Raw genomic sequence first — 23938 nt, 5'->3', positions numbered from 1 at the left:
GATGAGTCGTTGGGCGCTGATAACAGGTGCCAGTGGCGGGATTGGGCAGGCAGCAGCGAAAAAGCTTGCCCAAGAAGGCTGCCATGTGATGCTCCATTATCATAAAAATGAACAGGCAGCTGTGCGCCTCGCCGCTCATTTGGATGAGGCATATTCCATTCAAACGCACGTCGTTCAAGCCGATTTATCTAAAACGGGCGGAGCAGATGAGCTTGTCAGCCGTCTGCCGCTCTGTCCAGATATTCTTGTTTTAAACAGCGGCAGAAGCCATGTCGGATTGGTGACAGACACAGAAAAAGACGTATTAGCCAGTATGGTGCAGCTTCATGTCACAAGTCCATATGAGCTTACCCAATCCCTTTTACCCGCCATGATTCGAAAGAAAGCAGGCCATATCATTGCGGTCAGCTCGATATGGGGAGAAACGGGAGCATCATGTGAAGTGCTGTACAGCATGGTCAAAGGTGCGCAAAATGCGTTTATCAAAGGATTAGCAAAAGAGCTTGCTCCAAGTGGAATTAGAGCAAATGCTGTCTCGCCAGGTGCTGTCAAAACAGACATGATGAATCGTTTTACGCAGGAAGACATCGCAATGCTGGAAGAAGAAATTCCGCTTGGCCGGCTTGCATCGCCTGAGGAGGTTGCAGATGTCATTTGGTTTCTCGCCTCAAAACAGTCAAGTTATATCACAGGTCAAATTTTATCTGTCAATGGCGGCTGGTACTGTTAAAAAACGTGTATAATTCGGCTCTCCATGACAAAAGCTATGGCTGTAATTCATCTTTTCGAATGGAGGAATCGACATGTCTGTACTTGAGAACTGGGACCATTGGAAAAACTTTTTAGGTGATCGCTTAAATCATGCGCAGGATAAAGGTTTAGAAGATGAGACCATCAATAACCTTGCGTATGAAATTGGCGGATATCTAGCTAACGAAGTTGAGGCAAAGAACGAGCAGGAAAGAGTACTTGCTGACCTTTGGAGCGTTGCATCAGAAGATGAGCAGCGTGCCATTGCAAATATGATGGTCAAGCTGGTTGAAAATAATAGCTCGCACTAAACAAAAAGAGAGGTCGTTTGTGCCTCTCTTTTTATTTTAACCGTTTCACAACATTGTGCTTTCTAAAAATGTGAAAATGCTTTATGATAAAGGAAGGTAAAAATTTGCCACAATGAAGGGGGTAATATCATTTGGCAAAGCTCGAATGGTATTTTGAATATGAGATACAGGTAAACCGTCCCGGACTTTTAGGAGACATTTCTTCTCTAATGGGGATGCTTTCAATTAATATTGTGACAATTAATGGTGTTGATGTATCAAGACGCGGAATGCTTTTACGCTGTGACCACACAGATCAAATTAAGCGGCTTGAATCAATTTTAAATACAATGGAAACGATAAAAGTAACGAAATTAAGACAGCCGAAGCTTCGTGACCGCTTAGCTGTTCGTCATGGAAGATACATACAGCGTGATGCGGATGACAAAAAGACGTTCCGTTTTGAAAGAGACGAGCTCGGTCTTCTTGTTGATTTTATGGCTGAACTCTTTAAAAAAGAAGGACATAAATTGATTGGGATTCGCGGAATGCCGCGTGTCGGAAAAACAGAATCAATTGTGGCTTCAAGTGTTTGTGCAAGCAAGAGATGGCTGTTTGTATCATCAACTCTTTTGAAACAGACGATTCGAAGTCAGCTGATCGCAGATGAATACAGCCCAGATAACGTCTTTATTATTGATGGGATTGTGTCGACAAGAAGAGGTTCTGAGAAGCACTTGCAGCTTTTAAGGGAAATTATGAGACTGCCGGCAACGAAGGTGGTCGAGCATCCAGACATCTTTATTCAAAATTCAGAATATACAATGGATGATTTCGACTATATCATTGAATTGCGTAATAGCGCAGACGAAGAGATTACATATGAACACGCTGAAGAACCACAAGTGTTTGATCATTCTGGTTTTTCCGGCTTCGATTTTTAATATGGTAATGGTAGGTGTTTGTTTTGACTGAATTGGGAAAACGGCTCGTTGAGGCCAGAGAGGAAAAAGGGATGTCGCTGGAGGATCTTCAGACGGTGACCAAGATCCAAAAGCGCTATTTGCTAGCAATCGAACAAGGAAACTATGATATTATTCCAGGTAAATTTTACGTCAGAGCGTTTATTAAACAATATGCCGAAGCCGTTGGACTGAATCCTGAACAATTGTTCGAAGAATTTCGTAAAGATGTTCCAAGCACGTATAACGATGAAGTATCTGATAAATTATCGAATATTAAGCCGCAAAGAGAGCTGCCAAAGCCTGCTTCGAAAGTGCTTGAACTATTGCCGACAATTTTAATTATTGGAGGCATCATTGTGGTCATCGCCATCATTTATGTGATCGTGCAGGCGGTCAATCATGATAGCGGACAGAAGAATAATCAGGCGGCTCCTCAGCAATCAGAATCTAAATATGAAGTATCTGAGGATTCATCTCTTGCAAAAGATCAAAAGAAAAAAGAAAAAGCTTCGTCAGATGATAAAGAAAAATCATCTAAAAAAGATGATTCATCAAAAGACGATGAAACTGTATCTTTAAAGGCGACGAATACAGAAGGCTCGACAACAACGTATGAAGTATCAGGTGCAGACGAAATGGAGTTAAAAATTTCTGCCTCGCAAGCTTCATGGCTGCGTGTAAGAGACGAATCTGGAAAAGTGCTGAAGATGGGTGAACTAAAAGATGGCGAATCGTTTAAAACAGACCTGTCTGATCTTTCTCAGGTCGATATCCGTCTAGGCAATGCGTCTGGAATTGATATCAAGGTAAATGAAGAGACACTTAAGTACGAATTAGACCCTAAGGACACCATGACACAAAACATTGTGATTGTGAATAAAGGAAAGGAAAAGTCATCTTAAGCAAGTAGATGACTTTTCTTTTGTTCCTACTATTATATACATAATAAAATTGCATTATTGGAGGATTGGATTTCATGTTTAACTTACCGAATAAAATAACCCTTTCTAGGATCGCCTTGATCCCTGTTTTTATGATTATTATGCTTGCACCGCTAGATTGGGGTGTTGCGCGCTTTGGCGACGTCAGCATCGAAGTGACGCACCTTGTTGGAGCGATCCTGTTTATTATTGCTTCAACAACTGACTGGATTGATGGATACTATGCACGTAAGCTTAATTTAGTGACGAACTTTGGTAAATTTTTAGATCCGCTTGCAGATAAATTGCTTGTTTCAGCTGCTTTAATTATACTTGTTCAATACAACCTCACACCGGCATGGATGGCGATTGTGATCATCAGCCGTGAATTTGCTGTAACAGGTCTAAGGCTTGTATTAGCCGGAGGCGGTGAAGTAGTGGCAGCGAATATGCTTGGAAAAGTGAAGACATGGGCGCAGATCATTGCGATTTCAGCACTTTTACTGCATAATCTGCCGTTTGAACTTGTGTCATTCCCGTTTGGTGATCTAGCGATGTGGGTAGCGGTGTTCTTCACTGTTGTCTCAGGCTGGGATTACTTTGCAAAAAACTGGGAAGCTTTAAAGAATTCTAACTAAAAAGGACGTGTACGCTTTGAAGTCAGAGAGAAAAGCAGAAATTATTGCAGTCGGTTCCGAACTATTGCTAGGGCAAATTACGAATACGAATGCACAATTCATCAGCAAACAACTAGCTGAAATTGGTGTGAATGTTTATTATCACACAGCAGTTGGTGACAATCCAGAGCGTTTAAAACAGGCCATTCAGGTGGCGCAGGAAAGATCTAATTTTATTATCTTCTCAGGTGGTCTTGGACCAACCAAAGATGACTTAACAAAAGAAACCATTGCGAGTACGCTTGGCAAAGAGCTTGTACTAAATGAAGAAGCATTTGAATCAATTCAAGACTACTTTCTAAAGACCGGACGCGTTATGTCACCGAACAACCGTAAGCAGGCACTCGTTCTAGAAGGGTCTGATGTGCTCGTGAACCGTTTCGGGATGGCCCCGGGTATGTTTGTTCAAGAAGACGATACGTTTTATATGCTTCTTCCTGGACCGCCAAGTGAACTGCACCCGATGTTTGAAAACGAGGCAAAGCCGCTGATTTCTGAGAAACTTGGCTTAAAGGAAAAGATCGTGTCTGTTGTTCTGCGCTTCTTCGGAATCGGTGAATCGCAGCTTGAAACAGACCTAGAAGATTTAATTGATGCTCAAACCAACCCGACGATTGCACCACTCGCATCTGACGGTGAAGTGACGCTAAGGCTGACTGCTAAGCATGAGGATGAAAAAGAAACAGAGCGTCTGTTAAAAGAAACAGAAGCGCAAATTTTAGCGCGGGTAGGAGAGTACTTCTACGGATATGGGGATACATCACTTGTCCGCGAAGCGTCCAAAGCCTTGCACGAGCACGGGAAAACAGTAGCAGCAGCAGAAAGCCTGACTGGCGGAATGTTCTCCGAATGGCTGACAGATCTCGAAGGAGCATCATCCATTTTGAACGGAAGTGTGGTTTGTTATACAAACCAAGTCAAGCAGCAGGTACTTGGCTGCCGGGAAGAAACATTGTCTTCTCATGGTGCTGTCAGCAAAGAGTGTGCTTTAGAGCTTGCTGAAGGGGTTAGAAAGCTGACCGGAAGTGATATTGGCATTAGCTTTACGGGTGTAGCAGGACCTGATACCCAAGAGGGTCAGCCTGTTGGAAAAGTGTTCATTGGACTATCGACGAAAGACCAGACGGACGTGTTTGAATGGATGTTTACAGGCAGCCGGTCAGGCATTCGAAAGCGCGCTGTGAAATATGGTCTGCATCACTTACTCAACTTATTAAAAGAGAGTTAATTTTGTTTTTTGTTAGGTTTACTCCTTTATAAAAGAGCGTTTTTTCTAATAGAAAACACTCTTTTCTTAAAAAATCTACCGAGAAAAAAATCGAATATGTGTTCGTTTTTTTCTTGGCAAATGACGTAAAACAAGGTATAGTATAGATAGTGGAATTGATAAAGGAGGAAACAATAGAATGAGTGATCGTCAAGCAGCCTTAGATATGGCTCTTAAACAAATAGAAAAACAGTTTGGTAAAGGCTCTATTATGAAACTAGGAGAGCAAACAGATACACGTATTTCAACAGTACCTAGTGGTTCGTTAGCACTTGATACTGCGCTTGGAATAGGCGGATATCCCCGAGGCCGTATTATCGAAGTATATGGTCCAGAGAGTTCTGGTAAAACGACAGTAGCCCTTCATGCCATTGCTGAAGTTCAGCAGCAGGGAGGACAAGCTGCATTTATTGATGCAGAGCATGCACTCGATCCAGTTTACGCTCAAAAACTAGGTGTCAACATTGATGAACTGTTACTTTCTCAGCCGGATACAGGAGAGCAAGCACTTGAAATTGCAGAAGCTCTTGTCCGCAGCGGGGCAGTTGATATTGTTGTTATTGACTCTGTAGCTGCTCTTGTACCAAAAGCAGAGATTGAAGGAGATATGGGTGATTCACATGTTGGTCTTCAAGCACGTTTGATGTCCCAAGCACTTCGTAAACTATCAGGTGCTATCAATAAATCAAAAACAATTGCCATCTTTATTAACCAAATTCGTGAAAAAGTTGGGGTCATGTTCGGTAACCCTGAAACAACGCCAGGTGGACGTGCGCTGAAGTTCTATTCGTCTGTTCGTTTAGAAGTGCGCCGTGCTGAACAGCTGAAACAAGGCAATGACATTATGGGGAATAAAACGAGAATTAAAGTGGTCAAAAACAAAGTAGCACCGCCATTCCGTATTGCCGAAGTAGACATTATGTACGGTGAAGGGATCTCAAAAGAGGGAGAAATCATCGACCTTGGAAGCGAGCTAGATATCGTACAAAAGAGCGGTGCTTGGTATTCTTACCAAGAGGAACGTCTTGGACAAGGCCGTGAAAATGCGAAACAGTTCCTAAAAGAAAATAAAGATATCATGCTGATGATCCAGGAGCAAATTCGCGAACATTACGGTTTGGATAATAACGGAACAGTGCAACAGGAATCTGAAGAGGCGCTAGAACAATTAGAATTAGAATAAAAATTAAATCAGTATGAAATGATAAAAAAGGCTGGGTGAAAAAACTCAGCCTTTTTTATTTTGCAAAAAACTTTCGACAACTTTTTCAGTATTTCATCCGTCTAAATTGTACAAAATGGCATTTATTTTGGGAGGAAAAACGAATGACAAGCCCGACCCGCAGAAGAAATGCAAAACACAGCCGGAAACAACCAAGTCAGAGGGGAAAACTTGTGCTTGTTTTTTTAGCAGCGATGATTTGCTTAACGATGTGGAATGTGCTTCATCGAAATAGTGAAGAGAAGAACCCGTTTCAAAAAACTGCAGTAGCTTTAGAAAACAGCCAGAATAAAGAAGTTAAAAGGAAAACCGCTAAAATATCAGAGAAACAAATCAAAACAGTGGACCGTAATCACAAAATCAGCAGTTATTTAAATGGGATCGGTTTCAGCGGAACAGCCATGATTGTTAGAAATGGAGAAATCGTAACAAATAAAGGTTTTGGTTATGCAGACCGTAAACAAAAAGTTCGAAATAATCCTTTGACATCTTTTTATGTCGGTTCGTCACAAAAAGCGCTGATTGCAACCGCTATTTTGCAGCTTGAGGAAAAGGGGAAACTTCAGACAAGTGATTCGGTAAGCACGTATTTACCTCATTTCCCTAACGGACAAGCGATTACTTTGAAAAATCTGCTGACACATACATCGGGAATAAACGGACATATTGAAGGAAACGCCGTAATTACTCCGGACGAATTAATAAAAGACATAGAACGTCAGGGAATTAATCGTCAGCCGGGTGTATGGGGCTACAAGGATTCAAACTATTCTGTTCTTGCTTATATTGTTGCTGAAGTGAGCGGTGAGTCCTATGAACAATATATAAAGAATCATATTTTTAAACCGGCGGGGATGACGCATGCAGGCTTTTACAAAACATATGAAAAAGAACCTTATCCTGCTGTCGGGTATAAGCTGAAAGGCAGCAAAGCGGTTACACCATATATGCCCGATCTATCTCAGCTTTACGGTGCTGGAGATATTTATATGAGTGCTATAGATATGTACAAATTTGACCAAGCCCTGATAGACGGCAAACTGTATTCGCAGAAGAGCTATAAAAAGATGTTTACGCCAGGAAGCAGCTCCACATACGGAATGGGATTTTATGTTGCTCCCGGTAGCTATTCAAGCCATGGTGTCGTGCCGGGCTTCAACATTTTGAACAGCTTTAGCAAATCTGGTCAAACCATCGTTGTTTTGTTCTCCAATATACAAAATAACACTAAACTGGGCCAAGTGAACAATAAAGTATATCAGCTGCTGAATCAAGAATAATTCTGATTTGCTTTTGCAAACGCTAAGATGGCTAGCTTGACAAGTATTTCCGACACAATTACAATGGGAATGTATCACTTGTTTTTCTTAACATGATTGATAACTAATTTAAACTTGACAAGGGCAGTGAGGATCTCATTCCCTGTGAAGGCCCTGTATGTTGAGACACAAAACAATGTACATGCCGACACTTTATTTGTAAAACCAAGTTCATAGCAAGAGGAGGTGAAAATATGTCGCCTACGATGTTTACGATCATCTCCATTTTGCTGAGCCTAATCTGTTTAGTTGTTGGCTACTTTGTTCGTAAAACCATTGCAGAAGCAAAAATATCCGGCGCAAGAAACATGGCCGAACAAATTGTTGAGGATGCAAAGCGTGATGCGGAAGCATTGAAGAAAGAAGCGCTCTTGGAAGCGAAAGATGAAATTCATTCGTTTCGTGTAGAGGCGGAGCAAGAAGTTCGTGAAAGACGAAATGAGCTTCAAAGACAAGAAAACCGTTTACTTCAAAAAGAGGAAAATCTTGATCGCAAAGACGAATCTTTAGATAAACGGGAGTCCCTGTTGGAGAAGAGAGATCATTCTCTGAATGAACGACAACAACATATTGAAGAGATGGAAAGCAAAGTGGATGATATGATTCGTTTGCAGAAAGCCGAGTTGGAACGTATTTCAAGTCTAACTCGAGATGAAGCGAAACAAATCATTCTGGATCAAGTTGAAAATGAGCTTTCCCACGACATTGCAGTCATGACGAAAGAATCTGAAAACCGAGCGAAAGAAGAGGCTGACAAAAAGGCGAAAAATATTCTTTCACTTGCGTTACAGCGTTGTGCAGCTGATCATGTGGCTGAAACAACGGTATCTGTAGTCAATCTTCCAAATGATGAGATGAAAGGTCGTATTATCGGACGTGAAGGACGAAATATCCGTACGTTAGAAACGTTAACAGGTATTGACTTGATCATAGATGATACACCTGAAGCTGTTATACTATCGGGCTTTGATCCGATTAGACGTGAAACAGCGAGGATAGCTCTGGACAAGCTAGTCCAGGATGGCCGCATTCATCCTGCACGAATTGAAGAAATGGTGGAAAAATCACGCCGTGAAGTCGATGATTATATCCGCGAGATGGGTGAGCAAACGACATTCGAAGTCGGAGTTCACGGTCTGCATCCGGATCTGATCAAAATTCTCGGCCGCTTAAAATTCCGTACAAGTTATGGACAAAATGTCCTGAAGCATTCAATTGAGGTTGCACATCTTGCAGGTCTCATGGCTTCAGAGCTTGGAGAAGATGCAAAGCTTGCAAAACGAGCAGGTCTTCTGCATGACATTGGAAAAGCCATTGATCACGAAGTAGAAGGAAGCCACGTAGAAATTGGCGTTGAGCTTGCGACGAAATATAAAGAGCATCCTGTTGTCATCAACAGTATTGCCTCTCACCACGGTGACCAAGAACCGACATCTATTATCGCTGTTCTTGTTGCGGCAGCTGATGCATTATCTGCAGCACGCCCTGGTGCAAGAAGTGAGACGCTTGAAAATTACATTCGGAGACTTGAGAAATTAGAAGATATCTCTGAATCTTATGAAGGTGTTGAAAAATCGTTTGCGATACAGGCTGGACGTGAAGTACGTATTATGGTGAAGCCAGATTCAATTAATGATCTTGAAGCTCACCGTCTAGCAAGGGATATTCGTAAGCGAATTGAGGACGAGCTCGATTACCCTGGTCACATTAAAGTGACAGTCATTCGAGAAACTCGCGCAGTAGAGTATGCAAAATAGAGCGGTGCGCTTAGCGCCGCTTTATTTTTTTGTGTAAATATGCAACACTGATAAGAAGATCAATTTAAAAGAGAAAGGGTTCAAAAGCGCATGAAAATATTATTTGTTGGAGATATTGTCGGTTCACCTGGCAGAGACACACTGAAAGAATATTTGCCAAAGCTAAAGAAAAAATATCAGCCGCACTTTACCATTGTCAACGGAGAAAATGCTGCTCACGGGAAAGGTCTAACTGAAAAAATCTATCATGAGCTGCTGCAAGCAGGAGCTGATGTGCTCACAATGGGCAACCATACATGGGATAAAAGAGACATTTTCGATTTCATCGATGATGTAGCTAATATGGTCCGCCCTGCTAACTTCCCAGAAGGCACACCTGGAAAAGGTCTCACGTTTATTAAAAAACAAGGAAAAGAATTGGCTGTCATCAACCTACAAGGACGTACGTTTTTACCGCCAATTGACTGCCCATTTCAAAAAGTAGATGAATTAATTGCGGAAGCATCCAAACGGACACCGTTTATTTTTATTGATTTTCATGGTGAAGCCACAAGCGAAAAACAGGCGATGGGCTGGTATACAGACGGCCGTGCATCATGTGTCGTTGGCACGCATACACATGTTCAAACAGCAGATAACCGCGTATTGCCAAAAGGAACTGCGTATATTTCAGATGTCGGGATGACAGGACCTTATGATGGCATTTTAGGTGTTGACCGAGAAACGATCATTAAACGATTCAAAACAAGTCTCCCAGTCCGGTTTGAAATTGCAGAAGGCCGCACGACGTTAAGTGCAGTAATCGTAGAAATTGACGAACAGTCGAAAAAAGCTGTCAAAATTGATCGAATTTTGATAAATGATGACCATATTTTCTTTGAATAAATGTTCACATATTTATTTCAGAAAAATATTAATCAGAAAGAAGGAATATGCGCCCTCTATCGTGATTATAGTAAAAATGGTAGGTAGCCTGCTATTTTTGAAAAACATTTTGGGGATGGATTTTCAAAAAAATAGCATCATCTAACAAAGATTGTTCTAATGAACACTCACTTATCCATTGTAAATTTAAGGGGGAGCAGAAATGGAAATTTTAAAAGTTTCAGCAAAGTCAAATCCGAATTCAGTAGCAGGAGCATTAGCCGGCGTTTTACGTGAACGCGGTGCAGCGGAAATACAAGCAATCGGCGCTGGAGCACTGAATCAGGCGGTTAAGGCTGTCGCCATTGCAAGGGGATTTGTCGCGCCAAGCGGAGTGGATTTGATATGCATTCCAGCCTTTACTGACATTCTGATCGATGGAGAAGAAAGAACAGCCATCAAATTGATTGTTGAACCACGATAATTCTAATTTTATTATTTTCAACCTGCTTACATCATGTAAGCAGGTTGTTTTTGTTTACCGCTATACATTTCTTATATAACATATTCAGTTCGTGAAATAGATAAATATGACATATTAGAGCTTGCATTTTTTCACCATGATGATAAATTAAGATTAAGTTGAATTTACTTCATCAAAAATAAATATTTAAGTAGGTGAAATAATGTTTGAAGCTTTTTTGAAAAGAGGAAAGCTTGTTTTTATTTTATTTTTTATCGTTCTCATTGCTGGCGGCTATTTATTCGCGCAGCTTCCTAAACGAGAACTGCCAGAATTCGAGGCGAATCTCGTCACGATTTCTACCGTTTTTCCTGGTGCGGATGCAAAACAGGTGGAAAGAGATGTCACCAATAAACTGGAATCAGCCCTATCAGATATCAATGGTGTAGAGAAAACGAGCTCAATTTCTGCCATTGGTTTCTCAAATATTGTGCTTGAAATTGAGGACCAAGCCGACTTTCAAAAGGTGGCAAATCAAATTAAGAATGAAACCACAAGTGCTGCGTCGTCTTTTCCTGACGGGGTGAAGGAGCCGGAAGTAAAGGATGAATTTGGCAGCGTGCCGGTTGGCTCTTATATGATTGTGTCAAATGAATCATCGGACTTAGCAAAGAGTCAGCAATCGCTGCGTGCATTGAAGGAAAAAGTAGAGGACATCAAAGGGGTAGACAGTGTCATTATCAAAGGCTTCAATGACAAACAAGCGCTATTAAACTTAAATTCAAACAAGCTGGAGGGTGAAGGGCTCAATGTAACTGATGTCACAAATGCCATCAATCAGGAATTTGACACATCTCCACTTGGCGATATTCGGGCAGGCAAAGAGAAGGTGAAGCTGTCCATCGATACATATGACCGCTTAGATCAAGTTAAAAAAATTGAGCTTTTCTCAAAAACAAAAAGAGAGCCGGTCACAATTAGTCAGCTTGGCAGTTTAAAAGAAGTAGAAAAACAGAAAAGTGATATTGTGTCGTATAACGGAAAGCCCGCTTATTCATTTACTGTGAATATTAAACAAGGGCTTGATATTCCTAAAATGTATGACAAAGTCAGTGATGTCATTGAGAAAGAAAAGCAGCTGCCAAATGGGGTGGAGTGGGTAGACTACTATTCACAAAAAAGTGAAGTGGATACCATTTTCAATGATTTAATAAAAGAAGCCATTGTTGCGGTCATTGCTGTCATAATTGTTACCACACTTGGACTCACGATTGGCGGGGCGTTTATCGTTTCACTCGCCATTCCGCTATCCATTACAATTGGAACGATTCCGCTGCCATTTTTACAAGTGGACCTCAATCAAATTTCGATCATCGGCTTTATCATTGCTTTAGGGATACTTGTCGATGATGCCATTGTCGTCAATGATAATATTTTAAGACAAATGAAAAAATACGAAAGTCCGCTTAAAGGAACAATTGCAGGGGTGAAAGAAGTCGCAGGGTCCATTTTGACATCAACACTAGCTGTTGTGTTTGCCTTCCTGCCGCTTGTATTCCTATCAGGTGCAAACGGTTCATTTATTCGGGCATTACCGTCTGTTCTAGTGACGACTGTGCTTGCGTCCATGGTGATTTCTCTGACACTTGTACCGGTCTATCAATATACTGTGAACCGGAAAAGAAAGAACAAAAACAGTCAAAAAGAGCCGGGATTCCTAGGGAAACCATTAAAAAGGCTGGCTGATTTCTATGCAGACCGTGTGCTGACAAACATTGTGAAGCGGCCGCTCGTTATTGGACTAAGTGGTTTGCTCGTTGCAACACTTGCTTTTTTACTTATTTTCGTCACACCATTTGAATTTTTCCCTGCGGCGAATAAGAAAGAAGTGGTCGTCACTGTCACGCTTCCAAGTGAAACAACATTAGACAAAACAAATGAAACATTAAAGAAAATAGAACAAGAGGTCAAACAGCAAAAAGGCATTGAAGAAACGGCGATTTTTGCAGGCGGCGGTGTGCCGAACCTGTTTAATGAAAGTATTTCAAATGCAAGTGACCACACGGGTCAGGTTGTCGTGAGAGTAGACAATGATCAGATGACAAGTAAGGCATTAATAGATCGTATGACCGAGCCTTTGCGAGAGACATTCAAAGAGGCTGAAATCTTTATGAAAACCATTGTACAAGGACCGCCAACTGGAGCGCCAGTGACAGTAACGGTTGCGGGTGACTCTTTTTCAAAGCTCATTGATGTCAAAGAAACGCTGACAAATGAAATGAAAGACAAAGGAGCAAGCTTGATTACGGATGATGTCAATCAGCCGGTGAAAACGATCTCCTTTGAATTAAACCGTGAGCGAATGGCAGAGGATGGGCTCAGTGCTCAATTTGTCAGCAGACAGCTCGGTCTTGTGACTGAAGGCATGCCATTAGGCAGCTTTAAACAAGGAACAAATGATATCGACTTAGTAGTCAAACAGGATGTAGGTATACATCAAAATGGATTAAAGCTAAATGAAATAAAAGTGCCTGTGAATTCAAATGAAGGCGGTATGCCTTCACTCGAGTCTCTTAGCCGATATGTAAAAGAAAAAGAAACAGAGCAGTACGAAAGCATTCCACATGAAAATGGAGTTCCGACCATTACGCTGAAGGCGTATCCCGGCGCATCAGATTCGTTTAAAGACGATATGAAAGAAGTCGTCAATCAAGTGGGGAAAAGCGCTGCAGCGAAGGATTTGACCATCTTACAGGGTGGAGAAAATGAAAATCAGACCCAGTTCTTTATTGAAATTAGTCTCTTATTTGCAGTAGTCTTGCTGCTCATTTACGTGACCATCGCATTCCAGTTCAATTCATTGATGCTTCCGCTGTTAGTTCTAGGAACGGTTTACTTAGCCGTATCAGGAGCCATTATCGGACTGTTTGTCACACAAACACCATTCAGCTTTATGGCAACAATGGGAATTGTCTCATTGGCTGGTATTGTCGTCCGAAATGCGGTCGTCCTATTCGAATTTATTGAACAGCGGCGCAAGCAAGGGTTTGATCAACAGACAGCTGTCATTGAAGCAGGAAGAGCAAGGATTAGACCGATTCTCTTAACAGCATTTACGGCACTTGTTGCACTAATGCCTGTTGCATTAAGTCATGATCCACTCTTTAAGCCGCTGGCCATCTGCATTGTATCTGGTGTCTTTTTCTCAACAATACTGACCTTATTCATTGTGCCAGCACTATATGTTGCCGTTTCAAAGAAACGCTGACGATGAAAGCAAATCTCCGATCGAAAGGAGATTTGCTTTTTTTTAGAAAAATATCCAAAAAAATACGTGGGGTGTTCATTTGTCTTTTTCTAGTAGACAGTGGTATTTACGACTAAAATAAGTCGTGTTAAAATCTGATTGGGAGAAGTTTTTTAACAAAGGGGTTGTACGTCATGTGTGGAACGATGAAAGCAATTGTTAAAAAAGAAAGCGCTTACGGAGCGGTGATGATGGAGATGCCGATTCCAGAAATCAAAGATCATGAAGTTTTGATCCAAGTGAAAGCCACTTCGATATGCGGAACAGACGTGCATATTTATAATTGGGATGACTGGGCTAAGGGAAGAGTCAAAGCGCCTTACATTTTTGGACATGAATTTACAGGGGAAGTTGTTAAAGTGGGGAAGCAGGTCTCACGAGCAAAGGTAGGGGACTTTGTATCGGCTGAGACGCATGTTGTATGTAATCAATGTTATATGTGCTTAACAGGGCAGCAGCATTTGTGCAGTGAAACGAAAATTTTAGGGGTAGACATTGATGGCTGTTTTGCTGAATATGTCAAAGTACCTGAACAAAATGTGTGGCATAATCCAGCTCAAATGCCGGTTGAGCTTGCCTCTATACAAGAGCCGCTAGGAAATGCAGTCCATACAGTACTGCACACACCTGTTTCAGGTAAATCAGTGGCGATTTTTGGCTGCGGACCAATCGGTTTAATGGCAATCGCTGTTGCAAAAGCCTCCGGGGCTGTTCAAGTGTTCGCTGTTGATAAAAATGAATACAGGCTCGATCTTGCCCGAAAAATGGGTGCAGATCATATCGTGGATATTGGAAAAGGTGATCCAGTCGCGATAATTAAGCAGCTCACGCGGATGGAAGGGGCAGACGTAATGTGTGAGATGTCAGGTCATCCAGCTGCCATTAATCAAGCACTCGAAGCTTGTGCAAATGGAGGAAAAGTCAATATACTAAGCTTGCCAGAACGGCCAGTGACAATTGATATTACGAATCAAATTGTTTTTAGGGGATTAACCGTGCAAGGGATCACGGGGAGAAAAATGTTTGAGACGTGGCGTCAAGTATCTGAGCTATTAAGAACGAATACCATTGATGTAAAGCCAGTTATCACTCATACACTGCCATTTGAAGAGTTCGAAAAGGGATTTGAACTTATGCAAAGCGGTACGTGCGGGAAAGTCGTACTGATGATGCCATCATATCAAAGGGGGAAGAAATGATGAAAGAATTCACGTATTTACAAGATGAATTGGACACAATGAAGCAGCAAGGCACCCACCAAACTTTGAAAGAGATCGACTCAAAACAATCATCCACTGTGACATTAAATGAACAATCTGTCATACAACTCTCCTCAAATAACTACTTAGGCCTCACCTCACACCCAAGGCTGATGAAAGCAGCAAAAGAGGCAATCGATGAATTCGGTGCGGGTACAGGATCTGTACGTACCATCGCCGGCACAATGACGATGCATGAACGTCTTGAAAAAAAGCTTGCTGCATTTAAAAAGACAGAAGCAGCACTTGTGTTCCAATCAGGCTTTACGACCAATCAAGGGGTCTTATCCAGTATCTTGACAAAAGATGATATTGTCATTTCGGATGAACTGAATCATGCCTCAATTATTGATGGCATCCGATTAACAAAAGCAGATAAAAAGGTATACGGTCATTCCAATATGGAAGAGCTGGAGAAGATTTTGAAAAAATCAATGAATTACCGCGTCCGCCTCATCGTTACAGACGGTGTATTCTCGATGGATGGAGATATCGCGCCACTTCCTGAGATCGTCAGGCTCGCAGAGGCATATGATGCATTTGTGATGGTAGACGATGCGCATGCCTCGGGCGTGCTTGGTGAGAATGGCCGCGGGACGGTCAACCATTTTAAACTGGACGGCAGAGTGCACATTCAGGTCGGGACACTTAGTAAGGCTGTCGGAGTGCTCGGCGGCTATGTGGCTGGTTCAGCGGTTTTAATTGATTATTTAAAGCATAAAGCAAGACCGTTTTTATTCAGCACCTCTCATCCGCCAGCTGTAACTAGAGCGTGTGAAGAAGCGATTGAAGTGCTGTTAGATGAACCGGAACGAATCGATACACTTTGGGAGAACGCCGCTTATTTTAAAGAAAAGGTCATCAGCCTAGGATTTCAAGTCGCCCCAACAGAGACACCGATTATCCCAATCATGATTGGAGACGAAGCACTTACTTTTCGATTCTCAAAGGCTTTAATAGAACGAGGCGTGTTTGCCCAAGGCATCGCCTTCCCAACTGTAGCAAAAGGCAAGGCAAGAATTAGAGCCATCATCACAGCCGAGCACACAAAAGAAGAACTAGACCGGGCACTGACAATCATTGAAGAAGAAGCAAAAAAACTAAACATACTTGATTGAGAGAGCGCAGGCTCTCTTTTTTCTTTTTGTGAAAAATGGTTATGACTAATAGGCAATTTTCATAGAAGAACCGTATATGATTTATTTTCAATTCATCACAAAATAGTCTATACTGTAGGGTGGAACTTGGTTTGAAAGGAGTACAAATTCATGAATGAAGAGCAGAGAAAAGCGAGCGGACAAGTAAGTTCATCGGACAAAAAATCCGAGAAGGACTACAGCAAATATTTTGAAGCTGTGTACATTCCGCCTTCCTTAAAAGATGCAAAAAAACGGGGTAAAGAAGAAGTTGAATACAATCAATTTCAAATTAACGAGCAGTTTCAAGGGTTAGGAAACGGCCGCAAGTTTTATATTCGCACATATGGCTGTCAAATGAATGAGCATGACACAGAAGTGATGGCTGGTATTTTTATGGCGCTTGGCTATGAACCAACAAACTCAACGGAAGATGCAAATGTTATCTTATTAAACACTTGTGCTATTCGTGAGAATGCAGAAAATAAAGTGTTTGGAGAGCTTGGACATTTAAAAGCATTAAAACGTGAAAAGCCAGATTTAATTTTAGGTGTCTGCGGATGTATGTCACAAGAAGAATCTGTCGTGAACCGTATTTTGAAGAAACACCCATTTGTTGACTTGATTTTTGGCACGCACAACATTCACCGCCTGCCAGAGCTGTTATCTGAATGCTACCTTTCAAAAGAAATGGTCATTGAGGTTTGGTCAAAAGAAGGCGACGTGATTGAGAACCTTCCAAGAGCCCGTCAAGGTAAAATCAAGGGCTGGGTGAACATTATGTACGGCTGTGATAAATTCTGTACATACTGTATCGTGCCTTACACGCGCGGCAAGGAAAGAAGCCGCCGCCCAGATGAAATTATTCAAGAGGTCAGACGTTTAGCGGCAGAAGGATATAAGGAAATTACCCTTCTTGGTCAAAACGTGAATGCATATGGAAAAGATTTTGAAGATATGGAATATGGTCTTGGCCACCTGATGGATGAGCTGCGAAAAATTGATATTCCGCGTATCCGTTTTACAACAAGTCACCCGCGTGATTTTGATGATCACTTAATTGAAGTGCTTGCCAAGGGCGGAAACCTTCTCGATCATATTCACCTGCCAGTTCAATCCGGAAGTTCTTCTGTGCTGAAACTTATGGCGAGAAAATATGACCGTGAGCGTTACCTTGATCTTGTGCGCAAAATCAAAGAAGCTATGCCGAATGCTTCATTAACAACGGACATTATTGTTGGGTTCCCAAATGAAACAGATGAGCAGTTTGAAGAAACACTTTCGCTTTATCGCGAGGTTGAGTTTGATGCTGCTTATACATTCATTTATTCTCCAAGAGAAGGAACGCCGGCAGCGAAAATGAAAGACAACGTGCCAATGCGTGTGAAAAAAGAACGTCTGCAGCGCCTAAATGCACTTGTGAATGAAATTTCTGCGAAAAAAATGAAGGAATATGAAGGGCAGATTGTCGAAGTATTAGTAGAGGGTGAAAGTAAAAACAACCCTGAGATCCTAGCCGGATATACAAGTAAAAGCAAGCTTGTGAATTTTAAAGCACCAAAAGAAGCGATTGGCAACATCGTCAAAGTGAAAATCACACAAGCCAAAACTTGGTCTCTTGACGGAGAAATGGTTGGAGAAGCTATCGAGGTGAATTAAAATGACACTTTATTCAAAGAAAGAGATTGTCGAGCGCGCAAGAGAGCTCGCTAAAATGATTTCTGAAACGGAAGAAGTTGATTTCTTCAAAAAAGCAGAAGCGCAAATCAATGAAAATACAAAAATTTCAACGATCATTAATCAAATTAAGGCGCTTCAAAAACAAGCTGTGAACTTAAAGCATTACGGCAAACATGAAGCCTTAAAGCAAGTCGAAGAAAAAATCGATGCCCTGCAAGAAGAACTGGATGACATCCCAGTCATTCAAGAATTCAAAGAATCACAAATGGAAGTCAATTCCCTGCTTCAGCTTGTAGCGCACACAATTTCGAATCAAGTAACAGATGAAATCATTCTTTCAACCGGCGGCGACCTCTTATTAGGAGAAACCGGTTCAAAAGTAAAAAACTCATCACCAAGTTGCTCCATTAAATGAGAAAACCCCGCAGATGCGGGGTTTTTATTATATAGAATATATGTTATTTGTATTTTGCTACTGCATCAACAACAAAATGTTGATGCAGTAGCCCTTATATTTCGTAAAAAATAAATATTATATTGAAGTGTTATCAACTAAAAATGAATTGATTCTACAGATTAAAAGATTTGAACTGAAGCTCAATGCTTAATCCAAAAATGTTTATTATAATATTAAATTGTTTCATAATATCTCCTCCTTATATAAAGAAGGGCTACTATCTTTATTACATCAAATGACACCATTTCAGTCAACCCCAATCTCTCACTCTCCAACTTTTCCAATTTTCAAGGCAAGTTTATGGGCGACCATGCATACACTGAAACAGAAATGAATTTAATTAAACATGAAGTTCAAAATCGTGACACACTAGACGAATGCCCAGCATAAGATAAAACGATCAAGAACAAGGAGGCATGCCGGAATGTCTGAATACAGAGAAATTATTACAAAAGCGGTGGTTGCAAAAGGGAGGAAATTCACCCAAAGCACACACACCATTTCTCCATCGCAAAAACCAACCAGCATCCTAGGTGGTTGGATCATTAATCATAAGTATGATGCTGAAAAGGTCGGTAAAACCGTTGAGATCGAAGGAACATTTGATATTAACGTATGGTACTCTTACGCCGACAATACGAAAACAGAAGTCGTCACAGAGCGTGTGAAGTATGTAGACATCATTAAACTGAGATATAAAGATAAAAATTTCCTTGATGATGAGCACGAAGTAATTGCGAAAGTATTGCAGCAGCCCAATTGCTTAGAAGTGACCATTTCTCCAAATGGCAATAAAATTATCGTTCAGGCAGAGCGTGAATTCATTGCTGAGGTAGTCGGTGAAACAAAAATTGTCGTAGAGGTCGATTCAAGCTGGAAAGAAAAAGATGATCACGAGTGGGAAGAAGAAGTGGATGAGGAGTTAGAGGATATTCATCCAGAATTCCTAGCAGGTGAGACAGAAGAGTAAGGAATGACTAGGGCGCATATCCCCCTAGTTTTTTTGTGCTTGATCTAGGAGAAAAAAGGTGATTTTTTATGCTATAATTAGAGATGGTATGAATTCGAAAGTAATATAGTGAGGGATTAGAAATATGGCAAGTTATACGCCCATGATACAGCAATATTTAAAGATCAAGGCAGATTATCAAGATGCCTTTTTATTTTTTCGCCTAGGCGATTTTTATGAGATGTTTTTTGATGATGCAAAGGAAGCCGCGCAAGAACTAGAAATTACGTTAACAAGCAGAGACGGCGGCACAATTCCAATGTGCGGCGTTCCTTATCATTCTGCTTCTGCATACATAGAACAGTTGATTTCAAAAGGATACAAGGTCGCCATTTGTGAGCAGGTGGAAGACCCTAAAACGGCAAAAGGTGTAGTCAAAAGGGAAGTCGTTCAACTGATTACACCAGGAACCGTCATGGATGGTAAAGGTTTAAGTGAAAACGAGAACAACTTTATTGCGTCTGTTACCAGCTTTCAAAATGGGTACGGTCTTGCGCTGTCTGATTTATCAACGGGTGAAAACATGGCGGCTTTCATCGATCGATTAGATGAAGTCGTATCAGAAATTTATTCTGTCGGTGCAAAAGAAATTGTGGTGTCAAAGCAGCTGGATGAGGAAACAATCAAAACCCTTAAAGAACGCTGCCAAGCGACCATTTCATACGAAGATAGTGATGCATTATTAGATGAAGCTGAACGGCTCGTTTCCCATCTAGACGAAAAGTTAAAAACGTCATTTTTAACACTATATGCCTATTTAAGAAGAACGCAAAAAAGAAGTTTGGATCATCTTCAGAAAGTTCAAGTGTTTGAACTTGAACAAACGATGAAAATCGACCTTTACTCAAAACGAAACCTTGAATTAACAGAAACGATTCGTTCAAAAAGCAAAAAAGGCTCTTTATTATGGCTGTTAGATGAAACAAAAACAGCGATGGGCGGCAGACTGCTCAAGCAATGGATCGACCGGCCGCTCATTCGCCTTTCGCAAATTAATGAGCGTCAGGAAATGGTGCAAATCCTGATGGATCATTTCTTTGAGCGAGAGGATCTGCGCGAACGATTAAAGCAAGTATATGATCTTGAGCGTTTAGCGGGCCGCGTGGCATTTGGCAACGTGAATGCCCGTGATCTCATCCAGCTCAAAGAATCCTTAAAACAAGTACCGGATATTAAACAACTCGTTCATTCATTACCAGAGGAAATGGCGAAATCAAGAGCGAATGAGATTGATCCTTGTGGTGACCTCCTTGATTTATTAGAAGATGCACTTCATGAAAATCCGCCGATGACAATAAAAGAAGGCAATTTGATTAAAGATGGCTACAATGCAAAATTAGATGAATACCGTGATGCCAGCCGAAACGGAAAGGACTGGATTGCACGGCTTGAACAGCAGGAAAGAGAATATACCGGCATTCGCTCCTTAAAAGTCGGGTTTAATAAAGTGTTTGGTTATTATATCGAAGTGACACGCGCAAATACACATCTGCTGGAGGAAGGGCGTTACGAAAGAAAACAAACGCTTGCCAATGCAGAGCGGTATATCACACCTGAATTAAAAGAAAAAGAAGCACTGATTCTTGAAGCAGAATCAAATATTAACGAATTGGAATATGAACTATTTACAGCTCTCAGGGAGCAAGTGAAAGGCTATATTCCTAGATTACAGCTGCTCGCAAAACAAATGAGCGAGCTTGATGCGCTTCAATGCTTTGCGACTGTCAGTGAAAAGCGCCGTTATATCCGGCCGGAATTCTCAGAGGATGACGTGGATGTCAAAGATGGCCGTCACCCTGTCGTTGAAAAAGTGCTGGATCACCAGGAATATGTACCGAATGACTGCCATATGGGAAAAGGAAGACAAACCTTACTCATCACTGGACCAAATATGTCAGGGAAAAGTACGTATATGAGACAAATGGCGCTCATCTCGATTCTTGCGCAGATTGGCTGCTTCGTTCCTGCGTCAAAGGCGACACTTCCAATCTTCGATCAAATCTTTACACGTATTGGTGCAGCAGATGATTTGATTTCTGGTCAAAGTACTTTTATGGTAGAGATGCTCGAAGCAAAAAATGCGATGGTGCATGCTACGAAAAACAGCTTGATTTTATTTGATGAAATTGGACGCGGGACAAGCACCTATGATGGAATGGCTCTTGCGCAGGCGATCATTGAATTTGTTCATGATCATATTGGGGCCAAAACCCTATTTTCTACACATTACCATGAGCTCACGGTCCTTGAATCCCAATTAAGCGAGCTGAAAAATGTTCATGTGCGAGCTGAAGAGCATGAAGGCACGGTCGTTTTCTTACATCAAATCAAAGAAGGTGCAGCTGATAAAAGCTATGGTATTCATGTAGCGCAGCTTGCTGAATTGCCTGATGCCATCATTAATAGAGCCCAGACTATTTTAACGGAGCTTGAGAGCGGATCACATGACGTGACTCCAACCGTATCTGCAGCACCAAAAGCAGAAAAGACTGTAGAAAAACAGCAGCTTTCTTTCTTTGAAGTAGAAGAAAAACCGCAGCCGAAAGCTGTGCTAAAACAGAAGGATCAAGCGGTCATCGACGAATTAAAGTCTTACAACCTAATGGATATGACGCCGCTTGAAGCAATGACAAAGCTGTATGAATTGCAAAAGAAATTATAATGTAAGGTGAGGTGAGCAGAAATGGCAAAGATTATTCAGTTATCCGATGACCTATCCAATAAAATTGCTGCAGGTGAAGTGGTCGAGCGCCCGGCTTCTGTTGTAAAGGAGCTTGTGGAAAATGCGATCGATGCAAAAAGTACAGTCATTGAAATCGATGTAGAAGAAGCAGGTCTTTCTTCTATCAGGATTATTGATAATGGTGTTGGAATCGATGCTGAAGATTGTAAGCTCGCCTTCCAGCGCCATGCAACGAGTAAAATCAAAGATGAAAATGATCTGTTCCGTGTCAGAACCCTCGGATTCAGGGGAGAGGCGCTGCCAAGTATTGCATCCGTCTCTCATCTAGAAATGAAAACAAGTACTGGTGAAGGAGCTGGGACACACTTAGCTTTGCAAGGCGGGAAGATTATTTCAGAGAAAAAAACCTCTGGCCGCCGCGGCACCGAGATTGTGGTCACCAACTTATTTTACAATACACCAGCCCGTCTAAAATATATGAAAACCGTTCATACGGAACTTGGCAATATATCGGATGTTGTCAATCGAATTGCGCTAGCTCATCCCGAAGTATCGATCCGTTTGCGTCATCAAGGGAAAGTCCTGCTACAGACGAATGGAAACGGAGATGTGCGTCATGTACTTGCGGCCATTTACGGGACAGCTGTGGCTAAAAAAATGCTGCCGATTCACGTACAATCACTTGATTTTGAAGTGAAAGGATATATTTCCTTACCAGAAGTGACGAGGGCATCACGGAATTATATGTCTTCTGTTGTAAACGGCCGATATGTCAAACATTTTCCGCTCGTGAAAGCGATCCATGAAGGGTATCACACGCTGCTTCCGATTGGCCGTCATCCAATTACATTCATTGAGATGAAGATGGATCCCATTCTAGTGGACGTGAACGTTCATCCATCGAAGCTAGAAGTGAGGCTAAGTAAAGAACAGGAACTTCATGATTTGATTAAACAAGGAATTAAGGAAGTATTTCAAAAGCAGCAGCTCATTCCAAGTGCTTCAGTACCAAAAAAAGCACCAATGCCAGCTGTGAAAAATGAGCAGCAATCCTTAACCTTTGATGCGAAACAAAGGAACGCAAGCCCAGCGGAAACACCGCTAACCTATCAGCCGGAGCCGCACGAGTCGGTCGTATACGAGACAAGTCATACCGATGCATACGGAATGCCTAAACAAGGGAAGGCAGAAGCATCATCACCAGTATTTTATGAAGAAGCCTCATCTGAGCGTGTTCATTTAGAGGAATCCGCCGCTTCACTTGAATATGAAGAGACGGTACTGCATGAAGATGTGACAGAAACGATTCCTGAAAACGAACGCGTCCCTGTGATGTATCCAATTGGGCAAATGCATGGCACATATATTTTGGCTCAAAATGAACGAGGGCTTTATATCATCGACCAGCATGCGGCTCAAGAGCGAATCAAGTATGAGTATTATCGTGAGAAGGTGGGAGAGATCGAACAGGAAGTGCAAGAAATGCTCGTCCCCTTAACATTTCACTACTCTAAAAACGATATGCTGATCATTGAAGAGCATAAGGATATTCTCGCGAAAGTGGGGGTTTTCTTAGAGCCCTTTGGTTCAGGTAGCTACATCGTTCGGTCGCATCCGCAGTGGTTTCCAAAAGGTGAAGAGGCTGAATTGATCGAAGAGATTATAGAGCAAGTGCTTGATGAAAAACGTGTTGATATCAAGAAACTGAGAGAAGAAGCGGCGATTATGATGAGCTGTAAAGGCTCAATCAAAGCAAATCGTCATTTGCGTCATGATGAAATCAAAGCCTTATTAGATGAACTTCGGCAAACGAAGGACCCATTCACCTGTCCGCACGGCCGGCCGATCATCATTCATCACTCGACATATGAGATGGAGAAAATGTTTAAACGGGTGATGTGATATAAAAAAAG

General features: G+C 41.6%; 19 protein-coding genes. All 19 read left to right on the top strand.

Going from position 1 to position 23938, the window contains the following annotated elements:
* Position 1 precedes the first annotated feature (1 nt).
* The 19 genes from ymfI (at position 2) to mutL (ending at position 23927) form a co-directional block, all read left to right on the top strand.
* Positions 2-730, top strand: coding sequence for an elongation factor P 5-aminopentanone reductase (gene ymfI / locus JJ692_RS12775; RefSeq protein WP_024427021.1), 729 nt, complete (start codon positions 2-4; stop codon positions 728-730).
* A gap of 73 nt (positions 731-803) precedes the next feature.
* Positions 804-1061: a DUF3243 domain-containing protein gene (locus JJ692_RS12770; protein ID WP_024424114.1), complete on the top strand. Its 258-nt coding sequence runs from the start codon at positions 804-806 to the stop codon at positions 1059-1061.
* A gap of 131 nt (positions 1062-1192) precedes the next feature.
* On the top strand, positions 1193-1984 hold the full coding sequence (locus JJ692_RS12765; protein ID WP_003211480.1) for a DUF3388 domain-containing protein: 792 nt from the start codon (positions 1193-1195) through the stop codon (positions 1982-1984).
* 23 nt (positions 1985-2007) lie between these two features.
* Entirely contained in the window at positions 2008-2907 is a 900-nt protein-coding gene (locus tag JJ692_RS12760; RefSeq protein ID WP_151039480.1) for a helix-turn-helix domain-containing protein, read from the top strand.
* Positions 2908-2981: 74 nt separating this feature from the next.
* Positions 2982-3563 carry a CDP-diacylglycerol--glycerol-3-phosphate 3-phosphatidyltransferase gene (pgsA, locus tag JJ692_RS12755; RefSeq protein WP_070325845.1) on the top strand — a complete coding sequence of 194 codons (582 nt, stop codon included), beginning with the start codon at positions 2982-2984 and terminating at the stop codon, positions 3561-3563.
* 16 nt (positions 3564-3579) lie between these two features.
* Complete coding sequence (locus JJ692_RS12750) at positions 3580-4830, top strand: competence/damage-inducible protein A (RefSeq protein ID WP_024424112.1); 1251 nt, start codon at positions 3580-3582, stop codon at positions 4828-4830.
* Positions 4831-5008: 178 nt separating this feature from the next.
* Positions 5009-6052, top strand: coding sequence for a recombinase RecA (gene recA / locus JJ692_RS12745; RefSeq protein WP_024424111.1), 1044 nt, complete (start codon positions 5009-5011; stop codon positions 6050-6052).
* Between the two features lie 143 nt (positions 6053-6195).
* Entirely contained in the window at positions 6196-7371 is a 1176-nt protein-coding gene (locus JJ692_RS12740; protein WP_024424110.1) for a serine hydrolase domain-containing protein, read from the top strand.
* A 233-nt stretch (positions 7372-7604) separates the two neighbouring features.
* A complete protein-coding gene (gene rny, locus JJ692_RS12735) occupies positions 7605-9167 on the top strand; it encodes a ribonuclease Y (protein WP_003211958.1) in 1563 nt (520 codons plus the stop codon).
* Between the two features lie 90 nt (positions 9168-9257).
* Positions 9258-10052 carry a TIGR00282 family metallophosphoesterase gene (locus JJ692_RS12730; protein ID WP_206533845.1) on the top strand — a complete coding sequence of 265 codons (795 nt, stop codon included), beginning with the start codon at positions 9258-9260 and terminating at the stop codon, positions 10050-10052.
* A 202-nt stretch (positions 10053-10254) separates the two neighbouring features.
* Positions 10255-10515: a stage V sporulation protein SpoVS gene (gene spoVS, locus JJ692_RS12725; RefSeq protein ID WP_003211281.1), complete on the top strand. Its 261-nt coding sequence runs from the start codon at positions 10255-10257 to the stop codon at positions 10513-10515.
* A 202-nt stretch (positions 10516-10717) separates the two neighbouring features.
* Positions 10718-13762, top strand: a complete 3045-nt coding sequence (locus tag JJ692_RS12720) for an efflux RND transporter permease subunit (RefSeq protein ID WP_206533844.1) — start codon at positions 10718-10720, stop codon at positions 13760-13762.
* A gap of 173 nt (positions 13763-13935) precedes the next feature.
* Complete coding sequence (gene tdh / locus JJ692_RS12715; protein ID WP_206533843.1) at positions 13936-15000, top strand: L-threonine 3-dehydrogenase; 1065 nt, start codon at positions 13936-13938, stop codon at positions 14998-15000.
* Positions 14997-16178: a glycine C-acetyltransferase gene (locus JJ692_RS12710; protein WP_206533842.1), complete on the top strand. Its 1182-nt coding sequence runs from the start codon at positions 14997-14999 to the stop codon at positions 16176-16178. Before tdh ends, JJ692_RS12710 begins: the two co-directional genes overlap by 4 nt.
* A gap of 150 nt (positions 16179-16328) precedes the next feature.
* Positions 16329-17855, top strand: coding sequence for a tRNA (N6-isopentenyl adenosine(37)-C2)-methylthiotransferase MiaB (miaB, locus tag JJ692_RS12705; protein ID WP_149126640.1), 1527 nt, complete (start codon positions 16329-16331; stop codon positions 17853-17855).
* A gap of 1 nt (position 17856) precedes the next feature.
* Complete coding sequence (gene ricA / locus JJ692_RS12700) at positions 17857-18291, top strand: regulatory iron-sulfur-containing complex subunit RicA (protein ID WP_008358013.1); 435 nt, start codon at positions 17857-17859, stop codon at positions 18289-18291.
* A gap of 466 nt (positions 18292-18757) precedes the next feature.
* A complete protein-coding gene (gene cotE, locus JJ692_RS12695) occupies positions 18758-19303 on the top strand; it encodes an outer spore coat protein CotE (RefSeq protein ID WP_024424105.1) in 546 nt (181 codons plus the stop codon).
* A gap of 124 nt (positions 19304-19427) precedes the next feature.
* Complete coding sequence (mutS, locus tag JJ692_RS12690) at positions 19428-22004, top strand: DNA mismatch repair protein MutS (protein WP_206533841.1); 2577 nt, start codon at positions 19428-19430, stop codon at positions 22002-22004.
* Positions 22005-22025: 21 nt separating this feature from the next.
* Positions 22026-23927 carry a DNA mismatch repair endonuclease MutL gene (gene mutL, locus JJ692_RS12685; RefSeq protein ID WP_206533840.1) on the top strand — a complete coding sequence of 634 codons (1902 nt, stop codon included), beginning with the start codon at positions 22026-22028 and terminating at the stop codon, positions 23925-23927.
* Positions 23928-23938: the final 11 nt, after the last annotated feature.

The organism is Bacillus sp. 3a, from assembly GCF_017161885.1.
In the GTDB taxonomy this organism is placed as follows: domain Bacteria; phylum Bacillota; class Bacilli; order Bacillales; family Bacillaceae; genus Bacillus; species Bacillus safensis.
The sequence above is the reverse complement of the archived record's forward strand: the minus strand, read 5'-3'. Positions and strand labels throughout refer to the sequence as shown.